This is a genomic window from Cupriavidus phytohabitans, assembly GCF_000426345.1.
Classification (GTDB): Bacteria; Pseudomonadota; Gammaproteobacteria; order Burkholderiales; family Burkholderiaceae; genus Cupriavidus.
Genome location: NZ_AUFE01000057.1, coordinates 1 through 23,433, shown reverse-complemented (window position 1 = coordinate 23,433; position 23,433 = coordinate 1). Strand labels below are relative to the sequence as shown.

General features: G+C 67.9%; 20 protein-coding genes. 10 read left to right on the top strand and 10 right to left on the bottom strand.

Annotation, left to right across the window (positions count from 1 at the left end; genetic code table 11):
* Nucleotides 1-270: 270 nt before the first annotated feature.
* The gene (locus K309_RS0127375) at nt 271-1,281 is read left to right on the top strand and encodes a GlxA family transcriptional regulator (protein WP_232232505.1); all 1,011 of its coding nucleotides are present in this window, start codon (nt 271-273) and stop codon (nt 1,279-1,281) included.
* Nucleotides 1,282-1,293: 12 nt separating this feature from the next.
* On the opposite strand, the gene K309_RS0127370 is transcribed toward K309_RS0127375, so the two are convergent.
* On the bottom strand, nt 1,294-2,025 hold the full coding sequence (locus K309_RS0127370; RefSeq protein ID WP_029049345.1) for a BON domain-containing protein: 732 nt from the start codon (nt 2,023-2,025) through the stop codon (nt 1,294-1,296).
* A gap of 146 nt (nt 2,026-2,171) precedes the next feature.
* Nucleotides 2,172-3,830: an AMP-binding protein gene (locus K309_RS0127365; RefSeq protein WP_029049344.1), complete on the bottom strand. Its 1,659-nt coding sequence runs from the start codon at nt 3,828-3,830 to the stop codon at nt 2,172-2,174.
* A 298-nt stretch (nt 3,831-4,128) separates the two neighbouring features.
* Between K309_RS0127365 and K309_RS0127360 the strand changes: the two genes are divergently transcribed.
* From K309_RS0127360 to K309_RS0127350, 3 genes are all read left to right on the top strand, one after another.
* Entirely contained in the window at nt 4,129-4,803 is a 675-nt protein-coding gene (locus tag K309_RS0127360; RefSeq protein WP_029049343.1) for an SOS response-associated peptidase, read from the top strand.
* Between the two features lie 560 nt (nt 4,804-5,363).
* Nucleotides 5,364-6,449 carry a calcium:cation antiporter gene (locus K309_RS0127355; protein WP_029049342.1) on the top strand — a complete coding sequence of 362 codons (1,086 nt, stop codon included), beginning with the start codon at nt 5,364-5,366 and terminating at the stop codon, nt 6,447-6,449.
* A gap of 135 nt (nt 6,450-6,584) precedes the next feature.
* Nucleotides 6,585-7,106 (top strand): DsbA family protein, encoded by a 522-nt coding sequence (locus tag K309_RS0127350; protein WP_029049341.1) that lies wholly within the window; start codon nt 6,585-6,587, stop codon nt 7,104-7,106.
* A 9-nt stretch (nt 7,107-7,115) separates the two neighbouring features.
* On the opposite strand, the gene K309_RS0127345 is transcribed toward K309_RS0127350, so the two are convergent.
* The 4 genes from K309_RS0127345 to K309_RS0127330 form a co-directional block, all read right to left on the bottom strand.
* Nucleotides 7,116-9,320 carry a TonB-dependent siderophore receptor gene (locus K309_RS0127345; RefSeq protein ID WP_029049340.1) on the bottom strand — a complete coding sequence of 735 codons (2,205 nt, stop codon included), beginning with the start codon at nt 9,318-9,320 and terminating at the stop codon, nt 7,116-7,118.
* Nucleotides 9,321-9,498: 178 nt separating this feature from the next.
* Nucleotides 9,499-10,047 (bottom strand): TetR/AcrR family transcriptional regulator, encoded by a 549-nt coding sequence (locus tag K309_RS0127340; protein WP_029049339.1) that lies wholly within the window; start codon nt 10,045-10,047, stop codon nt 9,499-9,501.
* A gap of 119 nt (nt 10,048-10,166) precedes the next feature.
* Nucleotides 10,167-11,558, bottom strand: a complete 1,392-nt coding sequence (locus tag K309_RS0127335; protein ID WP_029049338.1) for a dihydrolipoyl dehydrogenase — start codon at nt 11,556-11,558, stop codon at nt 10,167-10,169.
* Nucleotides 11,559-11,728: 170 nt separating this feature from the next.
* Nucleotides 11,729-12,460 (bottom strand): glutathione peroxidase, encoded by a 732-nt coding sequence (locus K309_RS0127330; RefSeq protein ID WP_029049337.1) that lies wholly within the window; start codon nt 12,458-12,460, stop codon nt 11,729-11,731.
* 259 nt (nt 12,461-12,719) lie between these two features.
* Here K309_RS0127330 and K309_RS0127325 point away from each other — a divergent pair, with 259 nt between their 5' ends.
* Nucleotides 12,720-14,492, top strand: coding sequence for a dipeptidase (locus K309_RS0127325; protein ID WP_051320633.1), 1,773 nt, complete (start codon nt 12,720-12,722; stop codon nt 14,490-14,492).
* Nucleotides 14,493-14,560: 68 nt separating this feature from the next.
* Here the strand turns inward: K309_RS0127325 and K309_RS0127320 are convergent, their stop codons facing one another.
* On the bottom strand, nt 14,561-15,040 hold the full coding sequence (locus K309_RS0127320) for a nuclear transport factor 2 family protein (RefSeq protein WP_029049335.1): 480 nt from the start codon (nt 15,038-15,040) through the stop codon (nt 14,561-14,563).
* 259 nt (nt 15,041-15,299) lie between these two features.
* Between K309_RS0127320 and K309_RS0127315 the strand changes: the two genes are divergently transcribed.
* Nucleotides 15,300-16,076 carry a 2OG-Fe(II) oxygenase gene (locus K309_RS0127315; protein ID WP_084402566.1) on the top strand — a complete coding sequence of 259 codons (777 nt, stop codon included), beginning with the start codon at nt 15,300-15,302 and terminating at the stop codon, nt 16,074-16,076.
* 20 nt (nt 16,077-16,096) lie between these two features.
* Nucleotides 16,097-17,188 (top strand): bifunctional DNA-binding transcriptional regulator/O6-methylguanine-DNA methyltransferase Ada, encoded by a 1,092-nt coding sequence (ada, locus tag K309_RS0127310; RefSeq protein WP_051320632.1) that lies wholly within the window; start codon nt 16,097-16,099, stop codon nt 17,186-17,188.
* 8 nt (nt 17,189-17,196) lie between these two features.
* On the opposite strand, the gene K309_RS0127305 is transcribed toward ada, so the two are convergent.
* Nucleotides 17,197-18,954, bottom strand: coding sequence for an FAD-dependent oxidoreductase (locus K309_RS0127305; protein ID WP_029049332.1), 1,758 nt, complete (start codon nt 18,952-18,954; stop codon nt 17,197-17,199).
* Nucleotides 18,955-19,165: 211 nt separating this feature from the next.
* Between K309_RS0127305 and K309_RS0127300 the strand changes: the two genes are divergently transcribed.
* The 3 genes from K309_RS0127300 (at nt 19,166) to K309_RS0127290 (ending at nt 21,744) form a co-directional block, all read left to right on the top strand.
* Nucleotides 19,166-19,909 carry a YceH family protein gene (locus K309_RS0127300; protein WP_029049331.1) on the top strand — a complete coding sequence of 248 codons (744 nt, stop codon included), beginning with the start codon at nt 19,166-19,168 and terminating at the stop codon, nt 19,907-19,909.
* 285 nt (nt 19,910-20,194) lie between these two features.
* A complete protein-coding gene (locus K309_RS0127295) occupies nt 20,195-21,097 on the top strand; it encodes a patatin-like phospholipase family protein (protein ID WP_029049330.1) in 903 nt (300 codons plus the stop codon).
* 47 nt (nt 21,098-21,144) lie between these two features.
* Nucleotides 21,145-21,744: a TetR/AcrR family transcriptional regulator gene (locus tag K309_RS0127290; RefSeq protein ID WP_029049329.1), complete on the top strand. Its 600-nt coding sequence runs from the start codon at nt 21,145-21,147 to the stop codon at nt 21,742-21,744.
* Nucleotides 21,745-21,756: 12 nt separating this feature from the next.
* On the opposite strand, the gene K309_RS0127285 is transcribed toward K309_RS0127290, so the two are convergent.
* Both K309_RS0127285 and K309_RS0127280 read right to left on the bottom strand, forming a co-directional pair.
* The gene (locus tag K309_RS0127285; protein ID WP_029049328.1) at nt 21,757-22,275 is read right to left on the bottom strand and encodes a hypothetical protein; all 519 of its coding nucleotides are present in this window, start codon (nt 22,273-22,275) and stop codon (nt 21,757-21,759) included.
* Nucleotides 22,276-22,489: 214 nt separating this feature from the next.
* Nucleotides 22,490-23,173 (bottom strand): Hpt domain-containing protein, encoded by a 684-nt coding sequence (locus K309_RS0127280; protein ID WP_029049327.1) that lies wholly within the window; start codon nt 23,171-23,173, stop codon nt 22,490-22,492.
* Nucleotides 23,174-23,433 lie beyond the last annotated feature (260 nt).

The following is a 23,433-nucleotide window of genomic DNA, read 5'->3' as shown; positions in this document are numbered from 1 at the left end:
GAAGCTCCTCGGATTGGTCTTGTTGGGGCCATGCCGTGACGCAGCGGCAACGCCGGCGTCCACGGCACAACGGCAAGATGCTAGCCCTTGCCAGCGGGCATGGGGAGGATCAATATCGCCAATCATAATGCCGATCCCGCCACGCAGTCCCGGGCTCGACCATGCACCAACTCCCCTGAAATGCGCGTCCCCACCGATCCACTGGTTCCCGACACCCCCACCGCGTCCGCAACACCGCTACATGTCCGCCTGCTATGGCTGCCCCATGCGATGCCCGGCACTCTCTTCACCACGCTCGACGTGCTGCGCACCGTCGCCGGCGTGGCGAGCCTGCAGCGGCCCGATGCCGCGCCGACGCTGAGCTGGCAGCTGTGCGGCGCCAACGGGCGCATACTCTCGGCCGACCTGCCGGGCCTGGAAGCGTCCACGCGCCGCATCCGGGCGGCGGGCAGCCGCTCGCTGCTGGTGATCCCGGCTTTGCTGGCCAGCAATGCACACCAGCTCGGCGACATCGTGCGCCGCGATACCGCCGCGCTGCGCATGGTCGAGCGCCATGTGGCTGCGGGCGGGTGGCTTGCCGCCTGCTCGTCGGGGATGATGATGCCGCTGCAGCTCGGCCTGCTGGATGGCGCCCGCACCGGCGCGCCCTGGATGTACCAGAGCTGGATGACGCACCAGTTCCCGCGCGCGGACCTGGGCGCAGACCAGGCCATGAGCGTGCACGGGCAAGTGTTCTCATGCGTGGCACCCGCGCTGCAGGTGGAGTTCATGCTGCGTGTGCTGGGCCACCTGCATGGCCCCGACCTGGCGCAGGCCGCCGCGCAGCTGATGCTCTACCAGCCCGAGCGCCAGCGCAGCGTACCGGCGCTGGTCTCGCAGCGCTGGCTCAGCCGCACCGCGGACAGCCCCGTGTACCGGGCTGTGCAGTGGCTGCAGGAACATGTAGCCGAGCCCTACCAGCTGGCCGCGGTAGCGCAGGCCGCGGCGGTCAGCGAGCGGACCCTGCTGCGGCATTTCCGGCAGGTCACCGGCATGACGCCGCTGGACTACCTGCACACGCTGCGCGTGGAGCGCGCGCGCATGCTGCTGGAGGTGACGCTGCACGGCACGCAGGCGATCGCCGAAGCCTGCGGCTACAGCGACGCGGCCGCGTTCCGGCGGCTGTTCCAGCGCATCACGGCGATGTCGATGTCGGACTATCGCGCCCGCTTCGCGCTGCGGGCGCGGCGGCGCTACTGGCGCATGGAGGGTGCGGCGGCCCGGCGCGGCATGCCGGGCTAGGCCGCTGCAAGCTCAGGCGCGCAGCGAGATGTGGTTGACCACGTCCTCCACGCCTTGCACGTACCACGCATCGCGCTCGACCTGCCGGCGCGTGTTCTCGCTGGCGACGCAGCCTTCCAGCGTGACGACGCGGTTTTCGGTATGCACGCTGACCTGGGCCGCGTCGACGAAGGGATCGGTCTCCAGCACCAGCATCAGCGCCTCGGTGATCTCGTCGTCGCGGTCGGCTTCGGCGGGCGCCACCACCAGTTCGTTGACCACGCAGCGGCAGCCGCGCGACCACCAGGCCAGCACGCCGGCCAGGCGCATGTGCGACAGGCTGATCACCTGGCCCCACAGCGTCACCACGCCGTCGTGCGCCTCGACCTCGATCCAGCCGCTGCGTTCGCCAACGGGCTCGCGCACGGTTTCGTGCTGGCCCTTGACGCGCGCGCAGATCCTGCAATTACGGAACTCGATGGCATTGAGCAGGCGCTCGCATACCGCGTCGCGCAGTTCGCCGTCACCGACGGTGACCGCGCCGTTTGTCACGCGCAGGTGGTCGATCACGCTGGTCACGCCGTCCACACGCCGCAGCGCGGTGGCCGCGCGGGTCTTGTCGACGATATCGGCTACCTCGCCTTCCAGGATCAGCGCGCCGTCCGACAGCCGCAACTGGATGGTGGGATGGAGTACATGCCCCTGATAAGGCACATGCGCCAAGGCTGCGCGCGCCTGCGTCAGCACCGCTTCGCTAGTCTGCATTTTGATCGCCTCGCCCGAATGGTCTGGAGATGAAAAGACGTGCGCCCGGCCTGCGGGCGCGCCTGGCGCGGCGCCGCGGCCTCCATCACCGCCGGGGACCTGGCAACCGCTTCCTCATTATAGGAAGCGGCCAGGGCCGTCCGGGATCAAGCCGAGGCCGCCTCGCGGGCGCGCGCGACCTCCTGGTTGCGCAGGATGAAGCGCTGGACCTTGCCGCTGGGGGTCTTGGGCAGTTCGGCGACGAATTCGATCTCGCGCGGATAGGCGTGGGCGGCCAGGCGCTTGCGCACATGCTGGCGCAGCGCCTCGGCCAGTTCGGGCGTGGCCGCATGCTGCCGGTCGAGCACGACGAAGGCCTTGATCAGCTCGGTGCGCTCCGGATCCGGCTTGCCGATCACCGCGGCCTCGACCACGGCCGGATGCTCGATCAGCGCGCTTTCCACGTCGAACGGGCCGACGCGGTACCCGGAGGTGGTAATGACATCGTCGGCGCGGCCGATAAAGCTGATGCTGCCGTCGTCGTTGAGTTCGGCGGAGTCGCCGGTCAGGTAGTAGTGGCCGGCAAATGCGCTGGTGGGCGTGCCGTGGTAGCCGCCGAACCAGCACATCGGCGAGCGCTCCAGGTCCAGCGCCAGTGTGCCGGGCTGCCCGGCGGGCAGTTCGCGCTGTTCGTCATCGACCACGACCACGCGGTGGCCCGGGCTGGCAAAGCCTGCGGCGCCCATGCGCACCGGGTGCGACAGCGCGTGATGGTTGCAAAGCACCATGCCGAGTTCCGTCTGGCCATAGTGGTCGTGGATCGGCGCATCCAGCTCGCTGGCAAACCAGCGGATCACTTCGGGGTTGAGCGGCTCTCCCGCGCTGCTGACCGCGCGCAACTGCCCGCGCAACTGCTCCGATACGGCCTGCCCGGCGGCGATCAGCAGCCGGTAGGCGGTGGGCGATCCCGCCAGGTTGGTGATGCCGTACTTGCGGATCACGCGGCAGGTGCTTTCCACGGTGAACGGGCCATCGTAGAAGGTGGTGGCATGCCCCAGCGAGAGCGGCCCCGTCACCGCGTAGTAGAGGCCGTAGGCCCAGCCCGGGTCGGCCAGGTTCCAGAACGCGTCTTCGTCGCGCAGGTCGACAGCGTCGCGCATGTAGCCGGCAAACGCGGCAATGGCCTTCAGCGGCACCAGCAGCGGCTTGGCCGGCCCGGTGGTGCCCGACGTGAACATCATCAGGAAGGGATCGTCGCCGCTGCGCATGACCGGCTCGAAGCTGGCCGGCTGGCGCGCCAGTTCGGCCCAGAAGCTGACATCGCCGGAGCTTACGTCCCCCGGCGCCTCACTGGTGCCGGCCACGGTGACTACCGGCGGCGCGCCCTTCACTTCATCGAGCTTGGGACGGTTGACGGTATCCGTGACCACCACTTTCGCGCCCGAGCTGTTGAGCCGGTGCTCGATGGCCTTGGGGCCGAACGCCGTGAACAGCGGCTGGTACACCGCACCGGCGCGCCAGGTACCGAGGATGGTCACGAGCAGCTCGGCCGTGCGCGGCAGCAGCCCCGCAACGCGATCGCCCGGCTGCACGCCCTGCGCCTTCAGGAAGCCGGCAAAGCGCGCCGACAGCGCCTGCAGTTCGGCAAACGTCCAGCTGCGCGCGTTGCCGTCGCGGCCTTCCCAGTACAGCGCGATGCGGCCGGGCTCGGCATGGCGGTCGCAGCATTCCACGCAGGCGTTGATCGCATCGAGGCTGCCGTGCAGTTGCCGGGCCACCGCCTCGTGATAGGAAAAGCCGTCGTAGGCCTGGGCGTAGTCGCGCATGGTGTCTCCTGTATGTCCGGCTGCCTGCCGCGGACGCCGCCCGGGCCATGGTGCCTGTTGTCGTCTGTGAGTCTGTGATCGTCGGTGCCGCGTGGCGCGGCTGCCGCAAGAGTGTGCGCCCGTGCCGGGGCGGCGGGCAATAACCGATTCCGCCAGCGCGCCTGACGGTTTTTGCCATGCCCCGGATGCAACGCGCGGTGCGCTTGACGCCATCCGGCCCGGCGCCGACGATATGGAAATCAAGGCGGGAGATCACGGCGGAAAGTCGCGGCGACCATCACGCCAGGGAGGCCAGCGCATGTGCACCAACTACGCCCCGGTCCAGCGCCAGATCCTGCGCGACATCTTTGGCGTGGAACCGCCGCCGGGCCTGTTCAAGGCCGAGACCTATCCCGATTACCTGGCGCCGATCGTACGCGCCACCGACGACGGCGTGCGGCATGCCGGCCTGGCGTCATTCGGCATGGTGCCACGGCAGCGCATCCCGCCCGGCACGCGCCGCTATGACACCACCAACGCGCGCAGCGAAACCGTCGGCGAGCGCCCTGCCTTTGCCCGCTACTGGCGCCAGGGGCAGCTGTGCCTGGTCCCGGCCACCGCGTTCTACGAGTACGCCTATCCCGAGGATGCGATGCCGGGCGGCCCGCCTGGCAAGCCGGTGCGCTGGCGCATCTGGCTACCCGGCGAGCCCGCCTTCGGCATCGCAGGCCTGTGGCGCAGCTGGCCCGATGCGGCGCTGTCCTTCACCATGCTGACGGTGAACTCCGCACAGCACCCTGTGATGGAGCGCTTCCACAAGCCCGGCGATGAAAAACGTTCAGTGGTCGTCATCCCGCGTGAGCAATGGGACGACTGGCTTGCCTGCCGCGATCCCGAGGTCGCCCGCACCTTCCTGAAACTGTTTCCCGCCGAGGCCGTGCAGGCGGAACCGGCGCCCAGGATCACCGGCGCGCCGATCCCGGACGCCGAATGACCCGTTGCCAAGCCGGTGCAAGCCGGTGCAAGCCGGTGCAAGCCGGTGCAAGCCGGTGCAAGCCGGGCATCAAGCGCCCCGTGCCCTCCCTCAAGAGGGTGTCCGGCGTTACGAATGCTGCGCATACTGCCGCGCACACCGGCCACAAGAGCCGACATCCCCGGGTCAAGCCATCATGCAAAACGTCGCCGCGTTGTGCGCGTATTTTTTTGGGTTCCTTATCGCATTGCTGTTGGCCGCGCGCTGGATTCTGCGAAACCATCCGGCGTTGCGCGAGCGGCCACCCGCCAGGCCGCCCAGCGCTGCCAAGGACAGTCCGCCAAGCCCTGGCTGACCGGTCTGCTGGCGCGAAATGCGGGCTGCCAATTTCACAGAATCCCTGCCAAGTTCCGCGAATTTCTATCAACTGTCGGGAACTCATAGCCTTCTCGTTTGCCATATCCTGTTGCCGCCGCCATAAAAGTGGCCTAAACAGCATATCTCCAGACTATCATGCGTGCCTGCATGGCACGCCCGTGCCGCCCGGCAGGGCATAACGACAAGAAAGGACACACACAGGGATGGCTCTGACTTCCAACAGGCTGCCAGCCTGGACCGTTGGCGCGCCGCTCGCTGCCGCGGCCACGTTGGCGCTCGGCTGGCTGATGCCCGGCCAGGGCTGGCTGATCGCGCTGGTGGCCGTCGCGCTGGCCGGCGCAGTATTTGCCGCCGTGCACCACGCCGAGGTGGTCGCGCACAAGGTGGGCGAACCGTTCGGCACGCTGGTGCTGGCGATTGCCGTGACCGTGATCGAAGTGGCACTGATCGTCTCCGTGATGTTGTCGTCCGGGCCGGAGAAAGCCGGCCTGGCACGCGATACGGTGTTTGCCGCGGTCATGCTGATCTGCAACGGCATCGTGGGCCTGTGTCTGTTCGTCGGCGGCCTGCATCACCGCGAGCAGGCGTTCCAGGCGCCCGGCGCCAATGCCGCCATGGCGGTACTGGCGGCGCTGCTGGTGCTGACGATGGTGCTGCCCAACTACACCAGCTCGTCGCCGGGGCCGGTGCTGACGCCGGCGCAGCTGGCGTTCTCGGGCGTGATGTCGCTGGTGCTGTACGGCTCGTTCGTGTTCGTGCAGACCATCCGCCACCGCGATTACTTCCTGGCCGAAGGCAGTTCCGACGAGAACGTGCATGCACCGCCGCCGCCCGCGCGCGTGGCGCTCGCCAGCGGGGTGCTGCTGCTGACCTGCCTGGTGCTGGTGGTGGGGCTGGCCAAGCTGCTGTCGCCGTCGGTCGAGGCGGCCGTGCTGAAGGCGGGCGCGCCGGCCGCGGTGGTGGGGATCGTGATTGCCGCCATGGTGCTGCTGCCCGAGGGGCTGGCGGCACTGCGCGCAGCGCGCGCCGACCGCATCCAGACCAGCCTGAACCTGGCCCTCGGCTCGGCGCTGGCCAGCATCGGGCTGACCATCCCGACCGTGGCGGCAGTGTTCATCTGGATCGGCCAGCCGCTGGAGCTGGGGCTGGGGCCGAAGGACATGGTGTTGCTGCTGCTGACGCTGGTCGTGTCGTCGCTGACGCTGGGCATGGGCCGCACCACGATCCTGCAGGGCGTGGTGCACCTGGTGATCCTGGCAGCCTACCTCTTCTTGTCGATCGTGCCATAGCCGGCCCGCCGTCCGAACCGCAGTGTGTTTCGGGTGGCTGCGGGGGGCCTTGGCCTGGCGTCTGCGGGGTCTACACTGGAACCTCCCCACCGGGAATCCGCGCATGCCTTGCCGCGCACGCACCGGAGAACGCCAATGCTGGAAGTCGCCGTCACCGCCGCCGACCATGCCGTCGGCCCCGATACCGCCAGGGTCACCGTCGTCGAATACGGCGACTTCGAATGCTCCTATTGCCGCATCGCCTACGGCGCCATGAAGATCCTGCTGGAGCACTATGGCCCGCAGGTGCGCTTTGTCTACCGGCACTACCCGATGGCCAACTGGCACCCGTCCGCCGAGCCGGCGGCCGAGTGCGCCGAGGCCGCGGCGGCGCAGGATCGATTCTGGCAGATGTACCGCATGCTCTACGAGCACCCGGAGGGGCTGAAGCCCGACGCCCTGCGCCATTACGCCGGCATGACGGGCCTGGATCTCGACCGCTACGACAGCGACATGTCCACGCACCGCCACCTGCCGCACATCCGCGCCGACCAGCACGGCGGCACGCGCTGCCGGGTGCGGGGCACGCCGTCGTTCTTTGTCAACGGCACGGTGCAGGACGTGACCTTCGGCATGGAGCGGCTGCAGCGCGCCATCGATAGCGCGCTGGCAGCCTAGCCGGCCGCGTCAGAAGCGGTACGTCACGCTGCCGACCACGGTACGGCGCGCGCCGAAGTAGCAATCGCCGCGTGCCAGGCAGGTGGTCAGGAACTGCTTGTCGAACAGGTTGTTGGCGTTCAGCGCGACGCGCAGCGGACCGTGGTCGTAGGCGATCATGGCGTCGTACAGCGTCACCCCGCCGACGCGGTTCTGGTCGGTGCCGTCGTAGCTCGGGCCGACATAGCGCACGCCGCCGCCGGCCACGAAGCCCGGCAGCCCGAACAGCTTGAAGCGGTAGTTGGCCCACAGCGAAGCCATGTTCGACGGCGTGCTGGCCAGGCGCTTGCCGACCTCGGCGGCGCTGCCTTCGATCACGCGCGCATCCAGGTACGTATAGGTCGCAATCAGGTCCAGGCGGCTGGTCAGCGAAGCCAGTGCCTCGACCTCGATGCCGCGCGTGCGGGCCTCGCCCACCTGCACCTGGTCAGGAATGCCGTTGACCACGCCAGCGGTCTTCCGGTTCTTCTCGCGCATGTCGAATGCCGCCACGGTCAGCGAAGCATTCTTGCCCGGCGGCTGGTACTTGATCCCCGCTTCCCATTGCGAACCGCGCAGCGGCTTGAAGGCCTGGTTGGAGCGGTTGAAGCCGGGCAGGCCCTGGAACGACTCGGTATAGCTGACGTACGGGTTCAGGCCGATGTCCGAGCGGTACATCAGGCCGGCGCGCTTGGTCAGTTCGTTGTCTTCGCGGCTGGCCCCGGGCGTGTTGTCCTGCGCCGCGCGCGACCAGTCATAGCGCAGGCCCAGCATCAGCAGCCACTTGTTCCAAGACAGCTGGTCCTGCAGGTACACGCCGGTCTGGATCTGCTTGCTGGGATTCAGGTCGCGCGTGCCAGGCAGCGTGAAATTACCGTAGACCGGGTTGAACACATCCAGCGGCGCAGCGGTGCCGCCCACGCCCGAGCGACCGGTGATCTCGGCATGCTGGTAGTCCATGCCGGCCAGCAGCGTATGGTCGACCGGGCCCGTGCGGAAGTTGCCTTGTGCCTGCGTGTCGACCACGAAGGCATTCAGCGTCGGCTGGTTCAGGTAGACCGTGCGGCGCATCAGCGTGCTGCTGCCGGGCACCCAGCCGTGCGTCGCGCCGGTGAAGCCGGCGGCATAGATGCTGCGGTAGTCCACGGTGCTGTGCGAGTAGCGCAGGTTCTGGCGGACGGTCAGCGCATCGTTGACCTTGTGCTGGAATTCGTAGCCGACCGAGGTCTGCTCGGCGTTGTAGCGGTCATAGCCCGGCTCGCTGATGAACAGGTGATCGGGAATCTGCCCGCCCGGGTTCGGGTAGAGCGTGCCGCGCCACGGAAAGAAGCCGACTGACGTCCCGCTTTCGTCGCGCTGGAAATTGGTCAGCAGCGTGAACGAGGTATCGGCATTGGGCCGGTACGTCAGCGACGGCGCGATCAGGTAACGGTTGTCGGGCACGTAGTCCACCTGCGTGTCGCTGTCGCGCGCCAGCGCCACCAGCCGGTACGTCCACTTGCCCTCGGCATCGAGCGGCCCGGTCAGGTCGGCCTGCACCTGCTTGCGGTTGTAGTTGCCGAACTGCACGCCGACCTCGCGCGCGGCCTCGGCCTGCGGACGCTTGCTGACCAGGTTCAGGATGCCGCCCACCGCGCCCTGCCCGAACAGCATCGACGACGGGCCGCGCAGCACGTCGATACGCTCCAGCCCGTAAACGTCGGCGCGCACGTTGTTGTAGAAGCCGACCTGGTTGAGCAGGCCGTCGCGGTACTGCGTGAAGTCCGTGCCGCGGAACTTGCCCCAGTCACCGCGCGCGTCATTGCCATATGGCCCGGCATAGACGCCGGCGGTATAGCCGATGGCCTGCTGCACCGACTGCGCCCCCTGCGCTTCCATCCGGTCGCGCGTGATCACCGTGATCGACTGCGGCGTCTCCATCACCGGCGTATCGGTCTTGGTCGCGGTGGCGCTGCGTCTGGCAACGAAACCGTGCACCGGCCCGGTTGCGGTTTCCTCTACGCCAGAGGCACGAACGGTCACGGCCGGCAATTCGGCGGCCGCGCCAGAGGCAGCCGCGGGCGTGGCTGCGGACTGGGCAAACACGCCCCCGGCGTGCAGGCTCAGGGCCAGGGTGGTCAGCGAAAGGCCGCGGGGAGGGGTCAGCCGGGGACGGGCAAAGCGCGGCTTGGCCCGGGAGATCGGATCAAAGGACATCACTTCAGGAACAGTGGAAATTTATGATTACGAATACGAATAATTCGTAATTGCATTTCGATTGTAACCTGAATGTGTCAGAGGCGATACATTTTCCGGGGATACGTTACGGAATGAGCGCAGGGACTGCTTCCGTCGTTCGACGGTGTCGGATCGAGCGCGGTTTCGAATCGAGCGTTTACTCGCCCTGCAACCTGCCCAGCAGCCGCCGCCCAGCCTCGATCACTGCCGGATCGCGGTGCATCTGGTAGCGCACGATCATGCCTTCAATGCACAGCATGGCTTCTTCCGCCACCTGGACTGGCTGGCGCAGTCCGAGTCGCGTGGCAATATCGGCTACGAACGCCGCCAGTTCTGCCTTGTGCGCGGCGGCCTGTGCGGCCGCGCGGGCATCGCCACCGGCCTCGGCGACGACGTTGATGAAGGCGCAGCCGCGGAAGTCCGCCGCGAACCAGTCGGCCAGCGCGTCGGCAATCACGTCCAGATGCGGGCGCGCGGCCAGGCGGGCCTCGACGTCGCCGCGGAACCAGGCCATCCATTCCTCATGGCGCCGGTCCAGGAAGGCCGAGATCAGGTCGTTCTTGGAGGCGAAATGCCGGTACAGCGACATCTTGGCCACGCCCGACTCCGCAATGATCCGGTCGATGCCGGTGGCGCGATACCCCTCCTGGTAGAACAGGCGGGCGGCGGTGTCGAGGATGCGGTCGCGGGCGGAGGGGTTGGCCATGGTGGCGCGGCGAAAGGCTTGTTGGGAAATCGGCAACGGGCCGGCGGCAAGGAAATGCCGCCGGCCCGCCTGCATCAATACTATGACAGACAGACCTGTCTAGCAATTTCGGTCAACGGTCATGCCGCAAGCCTCGCCGCCGCGTCGCGCAGCGCCGTGCGCAGCCCTTCTTCCACCACCGGGTGGTAGAACGGCATGCCCAGCATCTGCTCGATGGTCAGGCCCTGCTGGTACGACCACGCCAGCAAGTGTGCGATGTTTTCCGCACGCGGCCCGATCCATTCCGCGCCCAGGAACCGACCGCTCGCCTTGTCCGCGTAGACGTGCATCAGCCCGCGGTTCTTCAGCATCACGCGGCTGCGGCCCTGGTCTTCGAAGCTGACTTCGCCGGTGACGAAGCTGCCCTCGGCCAGGTCGGCGTAGCGCTGCCCCACCATCGCGATCTGCGGGTCGGAGAACACCACCGCCAGCGGCGCGCGGCGCGCCAGCCGTTCCACCTGCGGATAGCTGGCGGCGTTCTCGCCGGCGGCCTTGCCCTCGTCCGCGGCTTCGTGCAGCAACGGCAGGATATTGTTGGCGTCGCCGGCAATAAACACCGGCGCGTTGCCGCACTGGAGCGTTTCCGGGTCGAACACCGGCACGCCACGCTGGTCCAGCGCCAGCCCGGTGTTCTCCAGGCCGAGGCCGCGCACGTTCGGCTCGCGGCCGGTGGCGGCCAGTGCGTAGTCGAAGCGCTCGGTCACGCTACGTCCTTCTCGGTCGGCATAGGTCACCACCACCTGCTCGCCGTCGCGGGCCATTTCGGTCACCCTGGCTTCCGGATCAAGGTAGAACTCATCGTTGAATGCCTTGGCGGCATAGGCGCGAATCACCGGATCGGTCAGCGGCCCGAGCGAACCGCTGACGCCGAACACGCGCACCCGCACGCCAAGGCGCGACAGCGCCTGCCCAAGCTCCAGACCGATCACGCCCGGCCCGAACACCACCATGCTGCCCGGCAGGTCTTCCCATGCGAACACATCGTCATTGACGATCAGGCGGTCGCCGAAAGCCTTGAACGCGGCCGGCAGCGCAGGCCTGGAGCCGGTGGCGATGACCACGCGGCCGGCGCGTACGGTCGTGTGGCCATCGACCTCCAGCGTGGTGTTGTCGATAAAGCGGGCGTAGCCGCGAATCCGGTCGGCTTCGGGAATATTCTCGACGCCGCGCACGACAAAGCCGACAAAGCGGTCGCGCTCGCTGCGCACGCGGGCCATGACCTCGCGGCCATCGATGCGGACCTGGCCATCCACGTGCACACCGAACGGCGCCGTGTGGCGCAGTTCATGCGCGGCCTCGGCGGCGGCGATCAGCAGCTTCGAAGGCATGCAGCCGACCCGGGCGCAGGTGGTGCCGTACGGGCCGCCTTCGATGATCACGGCGCGCTTGCCGGCGGCTACCGCTGCGCGGTAGGCGGCAAGGCCGGCGGTGCCTGCACCGATCACGGCGACATCGGTCTGGATGGTAGTCATGGCGTAGGATTCCTTGGTGGTCATGGCGTGAATCAGGGGTCAATCAACGGGCTGGATGGCACCGCCTTGCCCTTTGCCAGCAATCAGCGGGCAAAACGGTGCCATCGGGCCCGGCGACTGCCGGTCCGCGCATGCGGAAGCGAAAGGATTTGAGTGGCTTGTTTGGCCACTTACCTCGCGAGGTACTGCTGCAGCGCCTCGGCGCCGCCGACCAGCTTGCCGTTGATGAAGACCTGCGGCGCCGTCATCTCGCCCGACACGGCGCCCAGCACCTTGCCGCGCACCTTGTTGTCCAGCGGCACGTCGATGTAGTCGAAACCGTTGTCGTCCAGCAGTTGCTTGGCCTTGGCGCAGAACGAGCAGCCCACCTTCGAGAACACCACCACCTGGTCAGGCTTGCGCGCGCCCGGGGCGATGTGGTTCAGCATGGTGTCGGCGTCGGAAACCTTGAACGGGTCGCCCGGCTCTTCCGGCTCGATGAACATCTTCTCGACCACGCCGTCGCGCACCAGCATCGAATAGCGCCAGCTGCGCTTGCCGAAGCCCAGGTCGGCCTTGTCCACCAGCATGCCCATGCCTTCGGTGAATTCACCGTTGCCGTCGGGGATCATGGTGATGTTTTCGGACTCCTGGTCCTTGGCCCACTCATTCATCACGAAGGTATCGTTGACCGACACGCACAGGATGTCGTCGACGCCGTGTTTGGCGAACACCGGCGCCAGCTCGTTGTAGCGTGGCAGGTGGGTGGACGAACACGTGGGCGTGAAGGCGCCCGGCAGCGAGAACACGACCACGGTCTTGCCGCTGAACAGCTCGCCGGTGGTGATGGTCTTCCACTCGTTGTCTTCACGGACGCGGAACGAAACGTTGGGAATGCGTTGGCCTTCACGGGATTGCAGCATCGGAATCACTCCTTGATCTGGATTCATTCGGTTGTTTCGGCTGCGTGTTGCAGCGAAGGCCCCATTTTGTCGACCGCGATGTGATTTGTACAATTCATCGTTTCAAATAAGCCGATTGTATTTAGCTATGACGCTGACATAGGGATCTTCTATTGGGGCCTGGGACACACCCCGCGCGGGGCATTCCGCGCCATATTTGTTCGGCAAACCCTGGCAAGTGCCCTATCATGCGGCATCCAACCTTACTTCCTGCTTCGCAATGACCCGATCTTGCCGCCCGCACCACCGGCTGACGCCACGCCGGTGGGCTGCCCTGCTTGCGCTATCGCTGCTGATCGCGCACCCGGGACAGGCGCAAACCCTGAAGAAGCCGGCGCTCGACGCGCTGGTAAGCAGCACCCGCGCCGCCGCGCCGGCCGACCTTCAGGCCTTCATGGCAGCCGCCGCCAGGGCCGAGCCGGCGGTCGCCCCGGCCGTGGCCGCGTGGCAGGCCAAGGCGCCGCTGGCTGGCGACAACCTGGTCAATATCGGACGCCTGCTGGGCGTCTACAACCGCGTCCGCAACGAGGCTGCGGTGATCGACACCATCGGCAAGATGGTGGCGCTGCGCACCGTGCGCGATGAAAAGATCGCCCAGCACGACAACCCCGCCATTGTGGAGTTCGGCAAGCTGGTGGAAGGCATGGCGCGCGACTTCGGGCTGGCCTACCGCAACGTGGACAACCGCGTGTTCGAAGTCACGCTGCCTGGCGGCGGCAAGGACACCTTCGGCATCCTGACGCACGCCGACGTGGTGCCGGCTGTAGCCGAGGAATGGGTGCTGGACGACGGCACCCGCCTCGATCCGTTCCGGCTCACGCGGATTGGCGACACGCTCTACGGGCGCGGCACCATCGACGACAAGGGCTCGATCGCCGCCGTGCTGTATGCGATGAAGACCGTCAAGGAAAGCGGCGTGCCGCTGGAGCGCACCATCCGCCTGATGATCGAGACCACCGAGGAGACCGGCGGCGACGGCATGAAGTACTACCGCCAGCACACCACGCTGCCGGAATACAACATCGTGCTCGACAGCAAGTACCCTGCCGTGGTCGCGGAGAAAGGCGCCGGCACCCTGACGGTCTCGTTCGGCATCAAGTCGGCCGACGGCAAGGCCGAACGCGGCAAGGCTGACAGCAAGGGCCCGGCCATCGTGGCCATGCGCGGTGCCGCCTCGGCCAATGCCATTCCCGAGACCGCCACCGCGCGCATTGCCGGCGGCGATGCCGCCGCCGTGGCCGCGGCACTCGAACAGGCGAAGGCGGACTTCGTGCGTCGCAACGCGCCGCGCGGCAAGTTCTCGATCGATGTGAAGCGCGAGGGCAATGAAGTCGAGGTCAAGGTCACCGGCGCGTCTGCGCACGGCTCGCGTCCGGAAGAAGGCGTCAACCCGCTGCCGCGGCTGGCGCTGTTCCTGCAGGCCAGCGGCGTGCGCTTTGCCGACAACCACTACCTGAGGGCGGTGCGCTACCTGAACGACCTGTACGGGCTGGACTACCTCGGCAACAAGATGGAGGTCGCCTATCGCGACGCCTTCATGGGGCCGCTGACGATGTCGCCCACGCTGGTGCGCGAGCGCGGCGAATACGTCGACGTGGTCACCAACGTGCGCATGCCGCGCGGGCGCACGCCCGACGAGCTGGGCGCCCGCATCACCAAGCGCATCTTCGGCTGGGCCGCGACGCACGGGCCGGTGGAGATCAAGTACGACCAGGGCAACTGGATGGCGCGCGACCCCAAGGGCGCGTGGCTGTCCACGCTGCTCAATATTTTCGGCGACACAACCGGACTGGAAGCCAAGCCGGTCGCGACCGCGGGCAGCACCACCGCCAAGCTGATGCCCAATGCGATCAACTTCGGGCCGGCGATGCCGGGCAAGAAGTACACCGCGCACAACGCGCGCGAGCACAAGGAAGTGGCCGACCTGAACCTCGACATGCAGATGTTCACGGAAATGCTGGTGCGGATCGGCAACCTGGACAAGATGCAGTAAGCGAGCGCAAAGCGGCTGCTTTTCTCCCTTCCCTCGGAGACCCCGGAACGAGGGAAGGAGGCGCTCCGTTACAACCCCAGCTCGCTCAACCCCGGATGCGCGTCCGGGCGCCGCCCCAGCGGCCAGTGGAACTTGCGGTCCGCCTCCCGGATCGGCGCATCGTTGATGCAGGCGAAGCGGCGCCGCATCAGTCCCGACTCATCGAATTCCCAGTTCTCGTTGCCATACGACCGGTACCAGTTGCCGGAATCGTCGTGCCATTCATAGGCAAAGCGCACCGCGATGCGGTTGCCATCGTGTGCCCACAGCTCCTTGATCAGGCGGTAATCCAGTTCCTTCTGCCACTTGCGCTGCAAGAAGGCGACGATATCGGCGCGGCCGTTCACAAACTCGGCACGGTTGCGCCAGGCACTGTCAACGGTATAGGCCAGCGCCACGCGCTCCGGGTTGCGGCTGTTCCAGCCGTCTTCGGCGGCGCGGACCTTGGCGACGGCGGAATCGTGGGTGAACGGCGGCAGTGGCGGGCGGATTTCGGGTTGTGCGGACATCGGGTTTCTCCTGCAAGACGAAGGTGGTTGGTTTGGCGGCCTGTCGTCCACGAGCGTCGACAACGCCTCTAGAATGATACAGACCTGTCTCATTATTTGTAGACAGATCTGTCTTGTCAAGGCAATTTCTCGTGCAGAATTCAAAAGCAAGACCCGGAGTGCCGCGGCCGCTTGCCAGGCCTAAAGTGGGCACCATGCAAGCAAACACCGGAGAACGGCAGTGACGATCAAGCAGGCACAGCGCCCCCAGGCACGCGCGATGACGGTAGGCGGACCGCGCCGCCCCGTGCCGGCACCTCAGAAAATCGGGCGCCAGCCGCCACCGCAAGCGGCCATTGGCGCGCGCGTCGATGGCATTGACTGGGCCACGCTGGAGAGCGAGCTGGATGCCTATGGCTGCGCCGCCATCCGCGGCCTGCTGGCCGAAGCGGAATGCCGGGCGCTCGCCGCGCGCTACGAGCAGGACGGGCTGTACCGTTCGCGCATCGTGATGGCGCGGCACGGCTTCGGCCAGGGCGAGTACAAGTATTTCGCCTATCCCTTGCCCGACCTCGTCGGCGCCTTGCGCACGGCCCTGTACCCGCGCCTCGTACCCGTTGCCAACCGCTGGAACGCCGCGATGGGCATCGACACGCGCTTTCCGGCCGCTCATGCGGACTACCTGGCGCGTTGCCACCAGGCCGGCCAGTCGCGTCCCACGCCGCTGCTGCTGCGCTACGGCCCCGGCGACTACAACTGCCTGCACCAGGACCTGTACGGCGAACATGTGTTTCCGCTGCAGGTGGCGGTGCTGCTGTCCGAGCCCGGACGCGATTTCACCGGCGGCGAGTTCGTAATGACCGAGCAGCGCCCGCGCATGCAGTCGCGTGCCGAAGTGGTGTCGCTGCGCCAGGGCGATGCAGTGGTGTTCGCCGTCAGCCAGCGGCCCGTGCAGGGCAGCCGGGGCAGCTACCGGGTCAACCTGCGCCATGGCATCAGCCGGCTGCATTCGGGCCAGCGCTACACGCTCGGCATCATCTTTCACGACGCCAGCTGAGGAACGACATGCCTGCATCCATGCCAAGGCCGCGCCGCCATGCTGGCCGCGCCGGAAATGCCGACAACGCCGCCATCATCGAGAACGACCCGCGCTGGGCGCGCGTGCTGGCGCGCGATCCCGCCGCCGACGGCAGCTTCGTCTACGCGGTCAGGACCACCGGCGTCTATTGCCTGCCCAGCAGCCTGTCGCGGCTGCCGCATCCGGCCAATGTCGAGTTCTTCGACAACGCCTCGGCTGCCGAAGCCGCAGGCTACCGGCCAAGCCGCCGCGCCGCGCCGCCCGCGCTGGCCGCGCAGCACGCCGCCATGGTGGCCGACGCATGCCGCCGCATCGAGGCCGCCGACACCTTGCCCGCGCTGCCCGAGCTGGCGCGCGCCGCCGGCGTCAGCCCCTACCACTTCCACCGGCTGTTCAAGGCCGCGACCGGCCTGACACCGCGCGCCTACGCGGCCGCGCACCGCGCCAGCAAGCTGCGCACGCAACTGGGCAGCAGCGACTCGGTAACGGAGGCCATCTACGATGCCGGCTTCGGCTCCAACAGCCGCTTCTACGAGACCGCGGACGCGGTGCTCGGCATGACACCGTCGCGCTACCGCGCCGGCGGCGCCGGCACTGATATCCGCTTCGCCATCGGCCAGTCCGCGCTGGGGGCGATCCTGGTCGCGCAGAGCGACCGCGGCGTCTGTGCCATCCTGCTGGGCGACGATCCGCACGCGCTGCTGCAGGATCTGCAGGACCAGTTCCCGCGCGCCAACCTGATCGGCGGCGACGCCCGGTTCGAGCAACTGGTGGCGCAGGTAGTGGGCTTTGTCGAGGCGCCATCGACCGGTCTGGCGCTGCCGCTGGACGTGCGCGGCACCGCCTTCCAGCAGCGCGTGTGGCAGGCGCTGCAAGAGATCCCGCCGGGCAGCACCGCCAGCTATGCGGAGATCGCGGCCCGCATCGGCGCGCCGCGGGCGGTACGCGCGGTGGCGCAGGCCTGCGCGGCCAACCACCTGGCGGTGGCGATTCCGTGCCATCGCGTGGTGCGCAGCGACGGCGGGTTGTCGGGCTACCGCTGGGGCGTGGCGCGCAAGCGCGATTTGCTCGAGCGCGAAGCGAAAGGCTGAGGCCGGCGCTATCGGGCCGCCTCCAGCCGGACCTTCGCCAGGTAGTCGTGGATCTGCGCCACTACCGCGGCGCCCTCGCCTACCGCGGCCGCGACGCGCTTGGTCGAGCCCGAACGCACATCGCCGATGGCGAAGACACCCGGCACGCTGGTCTGCAGCGGATAGGGCACCGCCGCCGCGCAGCCAAGTTCGCCGCCTCCGGTGCGCACAAAGCCCTTGTCGTCGACCTCGACATGGCAGGTGCGCAGCCAGTGCGCGTTGGGGTCCGCGCCGATGAACAGGAACAGGTGGCGCACGTCCATTTCCACCGGCGCAGGGCTTTCGCCCGGCGCGTCATAGCGCACCCGCGACAGCCAGCCGTTGCCCGACAGCGCGGTGATCTGCGCATGGGTATGCAGCGTGACATTAGGCAGCGAACCGATGCGGTCGATCAGATAGCGCGACATGGTCGCGGCCAGCCCGGGTCCGCGCACCAGCATATGCACGTGCGCGGCATTCGACGCCAGGTAGACCGCCGCCTGCCCGGCCGAGTTGCCACCGCCGACCAGCATCGCGGGCTCGTTGCGGCACAGCTTGGCCTCCACCGGCGAGGCCCAGTAGTACACGCCGCGCCCTTCGAAGCGCTCCAGCGACTCGATGCCGGGCCGCCGGTATTGCGCGCCGGTGGCGATCACCACGGTATGGGTCGGGATCATGCGTCCGTCTACAAGCTCCAGCCGGATCGGGTCGGTGCCGCAATGCAGGGCCTTCACTTCGAGCGGAATGGCGATGTGCGCGCCGAACTTCAGCGCCTGCACGAAGGCGCGGCCGGCCAGCGCCTGCCCGGAAATGCCGGTCGGAAAGCCCAAATAGTTCTCGATCCGCGCGCTGGCGCCAGCCTGGCCGCCGGGCGAGCGGCAGTCGATCACCGCGACCGACAGCCCTTCAGACGCCGCATACACTGCCGTCGCCAGGCCTGCGGGTCCCGCGCCCACCACGATCACGTCATAGACATGATCAGGGTCGAACTCCGGCAACAACCCCAGGCACGACGCCAGCTGGCCCTCGTCCGGCGCGCGCAGCACGCGGCCGTCGGGGCAAATCACCAGCGGGAAGTCGCTCGCGGGCGCGTGGGCATACTCGAGCAGCAGCGAGCAGTCGCCATCCACGTCCATGTCGATCACGGTATGCGGGTAGCCGTTGCGCCGCAGGAATGCCTGCAGCGCCAGCAGCAGCGGCTCGGTGCCGTGGCCGACCAGCACCGGGCCGCTGCCAAACTCGATCAGGCCGACGCGGCGCAGGATCAGCGCGCGCATGATGCGCTCGCCCAGCTCGGCCTCGGCCACCAGCAGCGCGCGCAGGCGCTCGGGTGTGATCGCGTAGCCGTCGGTGTCGCTCACGGCGACGCCGTCGACCAGTGCCGGCCGGCCGCTGAGCGTGCCCACCTCGGCCAGGAAGTGGCCCGGTCCCTGTTCGGTGATCGTGTGCTCGCGGCCCAGCCCGTCGCGGCGCACGATGCGCACGCAGCCGCTGGTGACGAGGTACATGCCCCGCCCGGCCTGGCCGATCGAGAACAGTTTCTCGCCGGCGCGCCAGCGCTGCGGCGTGCCGAAGCGCTGCACCCGTGCCATGTCTTCGGCGCCAAGCTGCGGGAACATCTGATGCCAGCGCGACTCCAGCGTGGAGTACGGCGCTTCCAGGCCGCCGCCGTCAGGCGTTGCGCCCGCGCTGCCGACGTCGCCTTTGGTGGCACCCGTTGCCATCGCTTCCGCCTGCGAAATCGCCATGTTGCCCCCCTCTGGTCGGTGCGCGCGCGGCCGGCGGCGGCGCGGCCTATCGATAGTAGACGGAGCGGCGCAGAATGCGAGGGACGAACCGGTCGCAAACAGCGGCGCGGGGGGCACCGGCATGGCATAGTTGCGCCTGGCGCTGCCTTGCGCTTGAATGGCAGCGCGCTGCCAGGCGGCAGGCGCCTCCCGAGTCCAACCCAGAGTCTTGATGCAACCCGATTCCGTTTCCGACGCCAGCCAGCCTGGCGAACGCCCCGCCCGCCCCGCGCCGCGGCCCCTGTCCGCCGTGGAAGGCCGCGTGCTCGGCGTGCTGGTCGAAAAACAGCACACTGTCCCTGACACCTATCCGCTGTCGCTCAACGCCCTGGCCTCCGGCTGCAACCAGAAGACCGCCCGTGCTCCGGTCATGAATGTGACCGAACCCGAGATCCTCGAGGCCATCGACGGGCTCAAGCACCTGAGCCTGGTCTTCGAGGGCAGCAGCAGCCGCGTGCCGCGCTTCGAGCACAACATGCAGCGCGGGCTCGGTGTGCCAAGCCAGTCGGTCGCGCTGCTGGCGATGCTGCTGCTGCGCGGGCCGCAGACTGCGGCGGAACTGCGCCTGAACACGGCGCGCCTGCACGCGTTTGCCGATATTTCGTCGGTGGAGGGGTTCCTGGAAGAACTGGCGGAGCGCGAACCACCCTTCGTGGTGCGGCTGGCGCGCGCGCCCGGCGCTCGCGAACACCGCTGGATGCACCTGCTGAGTGGCGACGAGGGACTGGAAGCCGCGCAGGAGACGCCATACAGCGGCGGCCAGAGCAGTGCCGAAGCGGCTGCGGGCACTGTCGCCGAACTTGCACAACTGCGCGCGGAACACCAGGCGCTGTCGGAAAAGGTCGCCGGTCTGCAGGCGCTGGTCGAGCATATGGCGAGCCAGCTTGGGATTGCTCCCGACGAATTCCTGGAGTAATGCATCGGGGTCTTGCTCTGGCCGCCCGGCAAGCTCTGCCGCGGCCGCAGGTACAGCCCAAGGGGTTTCTCCCGTTGCCAGCCTGGTTTGAAGCTGGTAAAAATTACTGGCGGTTAATTGCATTATTTGAGCGCGACACAAAGCGCACGATGTGCCCCGACCCGCGCTCCGGGAGCACCATCCTGCCTGGCAGGCCCGGCGTCGCCTATGCTTTGCTAGGGCCGGGACAAGCGAGCCGACATGCAAGGAGAGACGGCGCGGACGCGCCGGGCCATCACGACAGCCATGGACAAGACAGCCTTCGTATTTGCCGGTGGCGGCAGCCTCGGCGCCATCCAGGTCGGCATGCTGCGCGAGCTGGTGGCATGGGGCGTGACGCCCGACATCGTCATTGGCGCCTCGGCGGGCGCGATCAACGGGGCCTATTTCGCCTGCAATCCCGGCATTGCCGGCGCTGGCCGCCTGGACCAGCTGTGGCGCGGCATCCGCCGCGCCGACATCATGCCGTGGGGCTGGCGCAGCGTACTCGGCATGGTCGGGCGCAGCCGCGGACACCTGGTCGAGTCGTCGGGCCTGCGCGCGCTGCTGGCGCGGCATTTCGGGCCGCGCCGGCTCGAGGGGGCTGACCTGCCCCTCCACGTGGTCGCGACCGACATGAACAGCGGCGACGAGGTGCTGCTCTCGCACGGCAATATCGTCGATGCGGTGCTGGCCAGCGCCGCCATTCCCGGCGTGTTCCCGCCGGTGCAGTTCCAGGGCCGCACGCTGATCGACGGCGGCGTAGCCAACAATACCCCGGTTTCCACCGCGGTCGCCCTCGGCGCCACCCGCGTGATCGTGCTGCCTGCGGGCTTCACTTGCGCCGAGCGCCGGGCGCCGCGCGGTGCGCTGGAGCACGCCTTCAATGCGCTGTCGCTGCTGGTGGCACGCCAGTTGGTGCACGACCTGCAGCACTTTGCCGACCGGGCACATATCAGCGTGGTGCCGCCACTGTGCCCGCTCGATATTTCGCCCTACGACTACACGCGCTGCGGCGAACTGATCGACCGCGCCGCCGCCACCACCGCCCAGTGGCTGCAGGGCAAGGGGCTGGAGAGCCGCCACGTCCCGGGCGCGCTGCACGTGCACTCGCACGACGATGCGACGCCCAGCTGCAGCACCGATTTCCCTGCCGCCGCCCCACACTGACAGCCCGACCTGCGGGCAGGCTCCGGCACGTTGCTACAATGGCCGGCATGCCGTCCCAGACCGAGCGCAGTGCGAGCACCCGCCAGGCCCTGATCGAAGCCGCAGCAGCCTTGCTGATCGAGCAAGGCTATGCGGCTTTCTCGGAAGCACGCGTCAGCGAAATCGCCGGAACCAGCCGAGGCTCGTTGCGCCACCATTTCCCCGATGGCCGCTACGACCTGCTGCCCGCCATGCTGGCTTGGCTGCTGGAGCGCGAGTCCGCCAGGCTGGCGGCACTCGGCCCGCTCACCCCCACGCTGCGGCTGCACCTGATGCTGCATATCCTGGCGAACCGCCCGCAGCGCCACAGCTCGCTGGCGATCCTGGAAGTCTGGATGGCGGCGCGCGGCGACGATCGCCTGGCGCGCGCGGTCCGCGCCCCGCTGGGGACCGTGCCGGCGCTGCTGTTCGGCCAGCCTGCCGATGCACCGCCGCAGCCGGAATGGCTGGCGCTGCGATGCTTCCTGCACGGTGCCACGCTGCAGAGCTTTGCGCCCGACTATGACGGCCATGTGCTGGCCGATGCCGTGCGCTGGCTTCTGGCTCAGATCCCCGCACCGGCCGGACTCGACGCGCTGCTGGCGCGGATGAACCTGGTCCAGCGATAAACAGCCGGGGCTTCAGGGCAGCCGCGCCAGCAACCGGTCGCGCCATGTGGGCGGCAGCGCCAGCCGCCCTTGCGCGTTCCCGGCCGGGGACGCGTAAACCAGCGCCTGACCGTCCCAGCTCATGTGGACCGGACCGACGCTGGTGATGGTGCGATGAGCGAGCAAATGCTGGCGTCCCGCCTCACGCCCTTCGCCATACACGCGCAGCAGCAGCCGGTCATGACGCAGGTAGCAGTACTCCGCTGCAAAGCGCGCCGCCGCATCGACCGCCGGCAGGTGCCGGCAGTTATGGGCACCGGCGCGCTCCCATGCGCCATGCCCGTAGACGATCGCCGTCCAGATGGCGCCGAGTGCGGCCAGCCGGCCAATGGCAACGCGCACCAGGCGCTGCGCTCGTTCGCGGCGCCCTTCGCGCGTGGCCAGCACCTGCAAGATGGCGCGGCCGGAAAAGAACGACAGCAGCAGCAGCGCGATCGCAGCAAGGTGGAAATAGAAGGCCGATTCCGGCAATGCCGCCAATGCATGGTTCATGACCCGTTCCCGGAAAGTACCGACGCCAAGCCTGGAAAAATCTGGCCGGAATGGCCGTGCCCAAATCCACCCATGCCCGTGCCGAATTAATCGGCAGCATTCATTCCCGGACATTCAGGATAACCAGCCACCGTTAATCCAGCATAATCAAGCGGCACGCTTGCGCCAATCCGGTAAATCACCGTGCCTGATAATCGCGCCAATTGGCCAGGCGTTATGTCTTCGCCGCCATTGCCGTCAATAATTCAATCAGCCGCGCGCAGGTCGGCTCGAAGACCGCACGCAGTGCCGCCACCGTACAGGCATCGCCGCTGCGGGCGGCGTCCTCCATGCGTTGTGCGAGCGCGCGCAAGGCGTTGCAGCCGACGTAGTGCGCAGACGATTTCATCCGGTGCGCGATGCTGCCGCACGTTTCCAGGTCGGTGCCGGCGGCGCGCAACTGCGCCAGGTCGGCTTGCGCCGACATTACCAGCGCCTGCAGCAATTCGGCGGCGAAGCGCGCGTCGCCAAGGGTCTGGGCGGCAATGGCAGCGGGGATTGCAGCCGCCTCGTGTGTTGGCAGCGCAACGTAATGGCGCTCGGCCAGCATGGCAAGCATCGCCGCCTCGGTTGTCGGCGCCGGCAATGGGGCCACGAAGGCACCATGGTCCGAGTGTTTGCCCGGCGCAACCGCCACCGCACACAGCGCACCGGCGGCATGCCAGCTTTCCAGCAGCGTTGGCGGCACGGGCGTGCCCGGCCCGGCAATGACCAGTCCGACCTTGCCGGCCGATGCCGGCGCGAACGCCGAACCCGGCGCGGCCACGTGCGGTGCAAACCCCAGCCGCTGCAGCAGCGCAGCCAGGCTGGCAGCCCATGGTCCGTCGTGCAGGGCTGCAAGCAGCAGCGCGCCGGTCATGGCAGCACCTCAATCCATCCAAGTTAAGCCGCCAATAAAATCGCAATTCCCCCCGCGAACCCTTGACAGATGACGAGGTTCGAGGGGCCGCCGCCCTGCTTGCGCTGGCTGTTTAGCGCCAGCCGGGCGGCGGCCCATAGAGGATCGTTCTTCTATCTTCGCTTGGCTCTCATGCCCCTGTCCGATTTGTTCGCTTCGCTTACCGAATATTTGCACACCAAGGTCTTTCACGATCTTGCTCGCCATCCCGAACGTCCCGC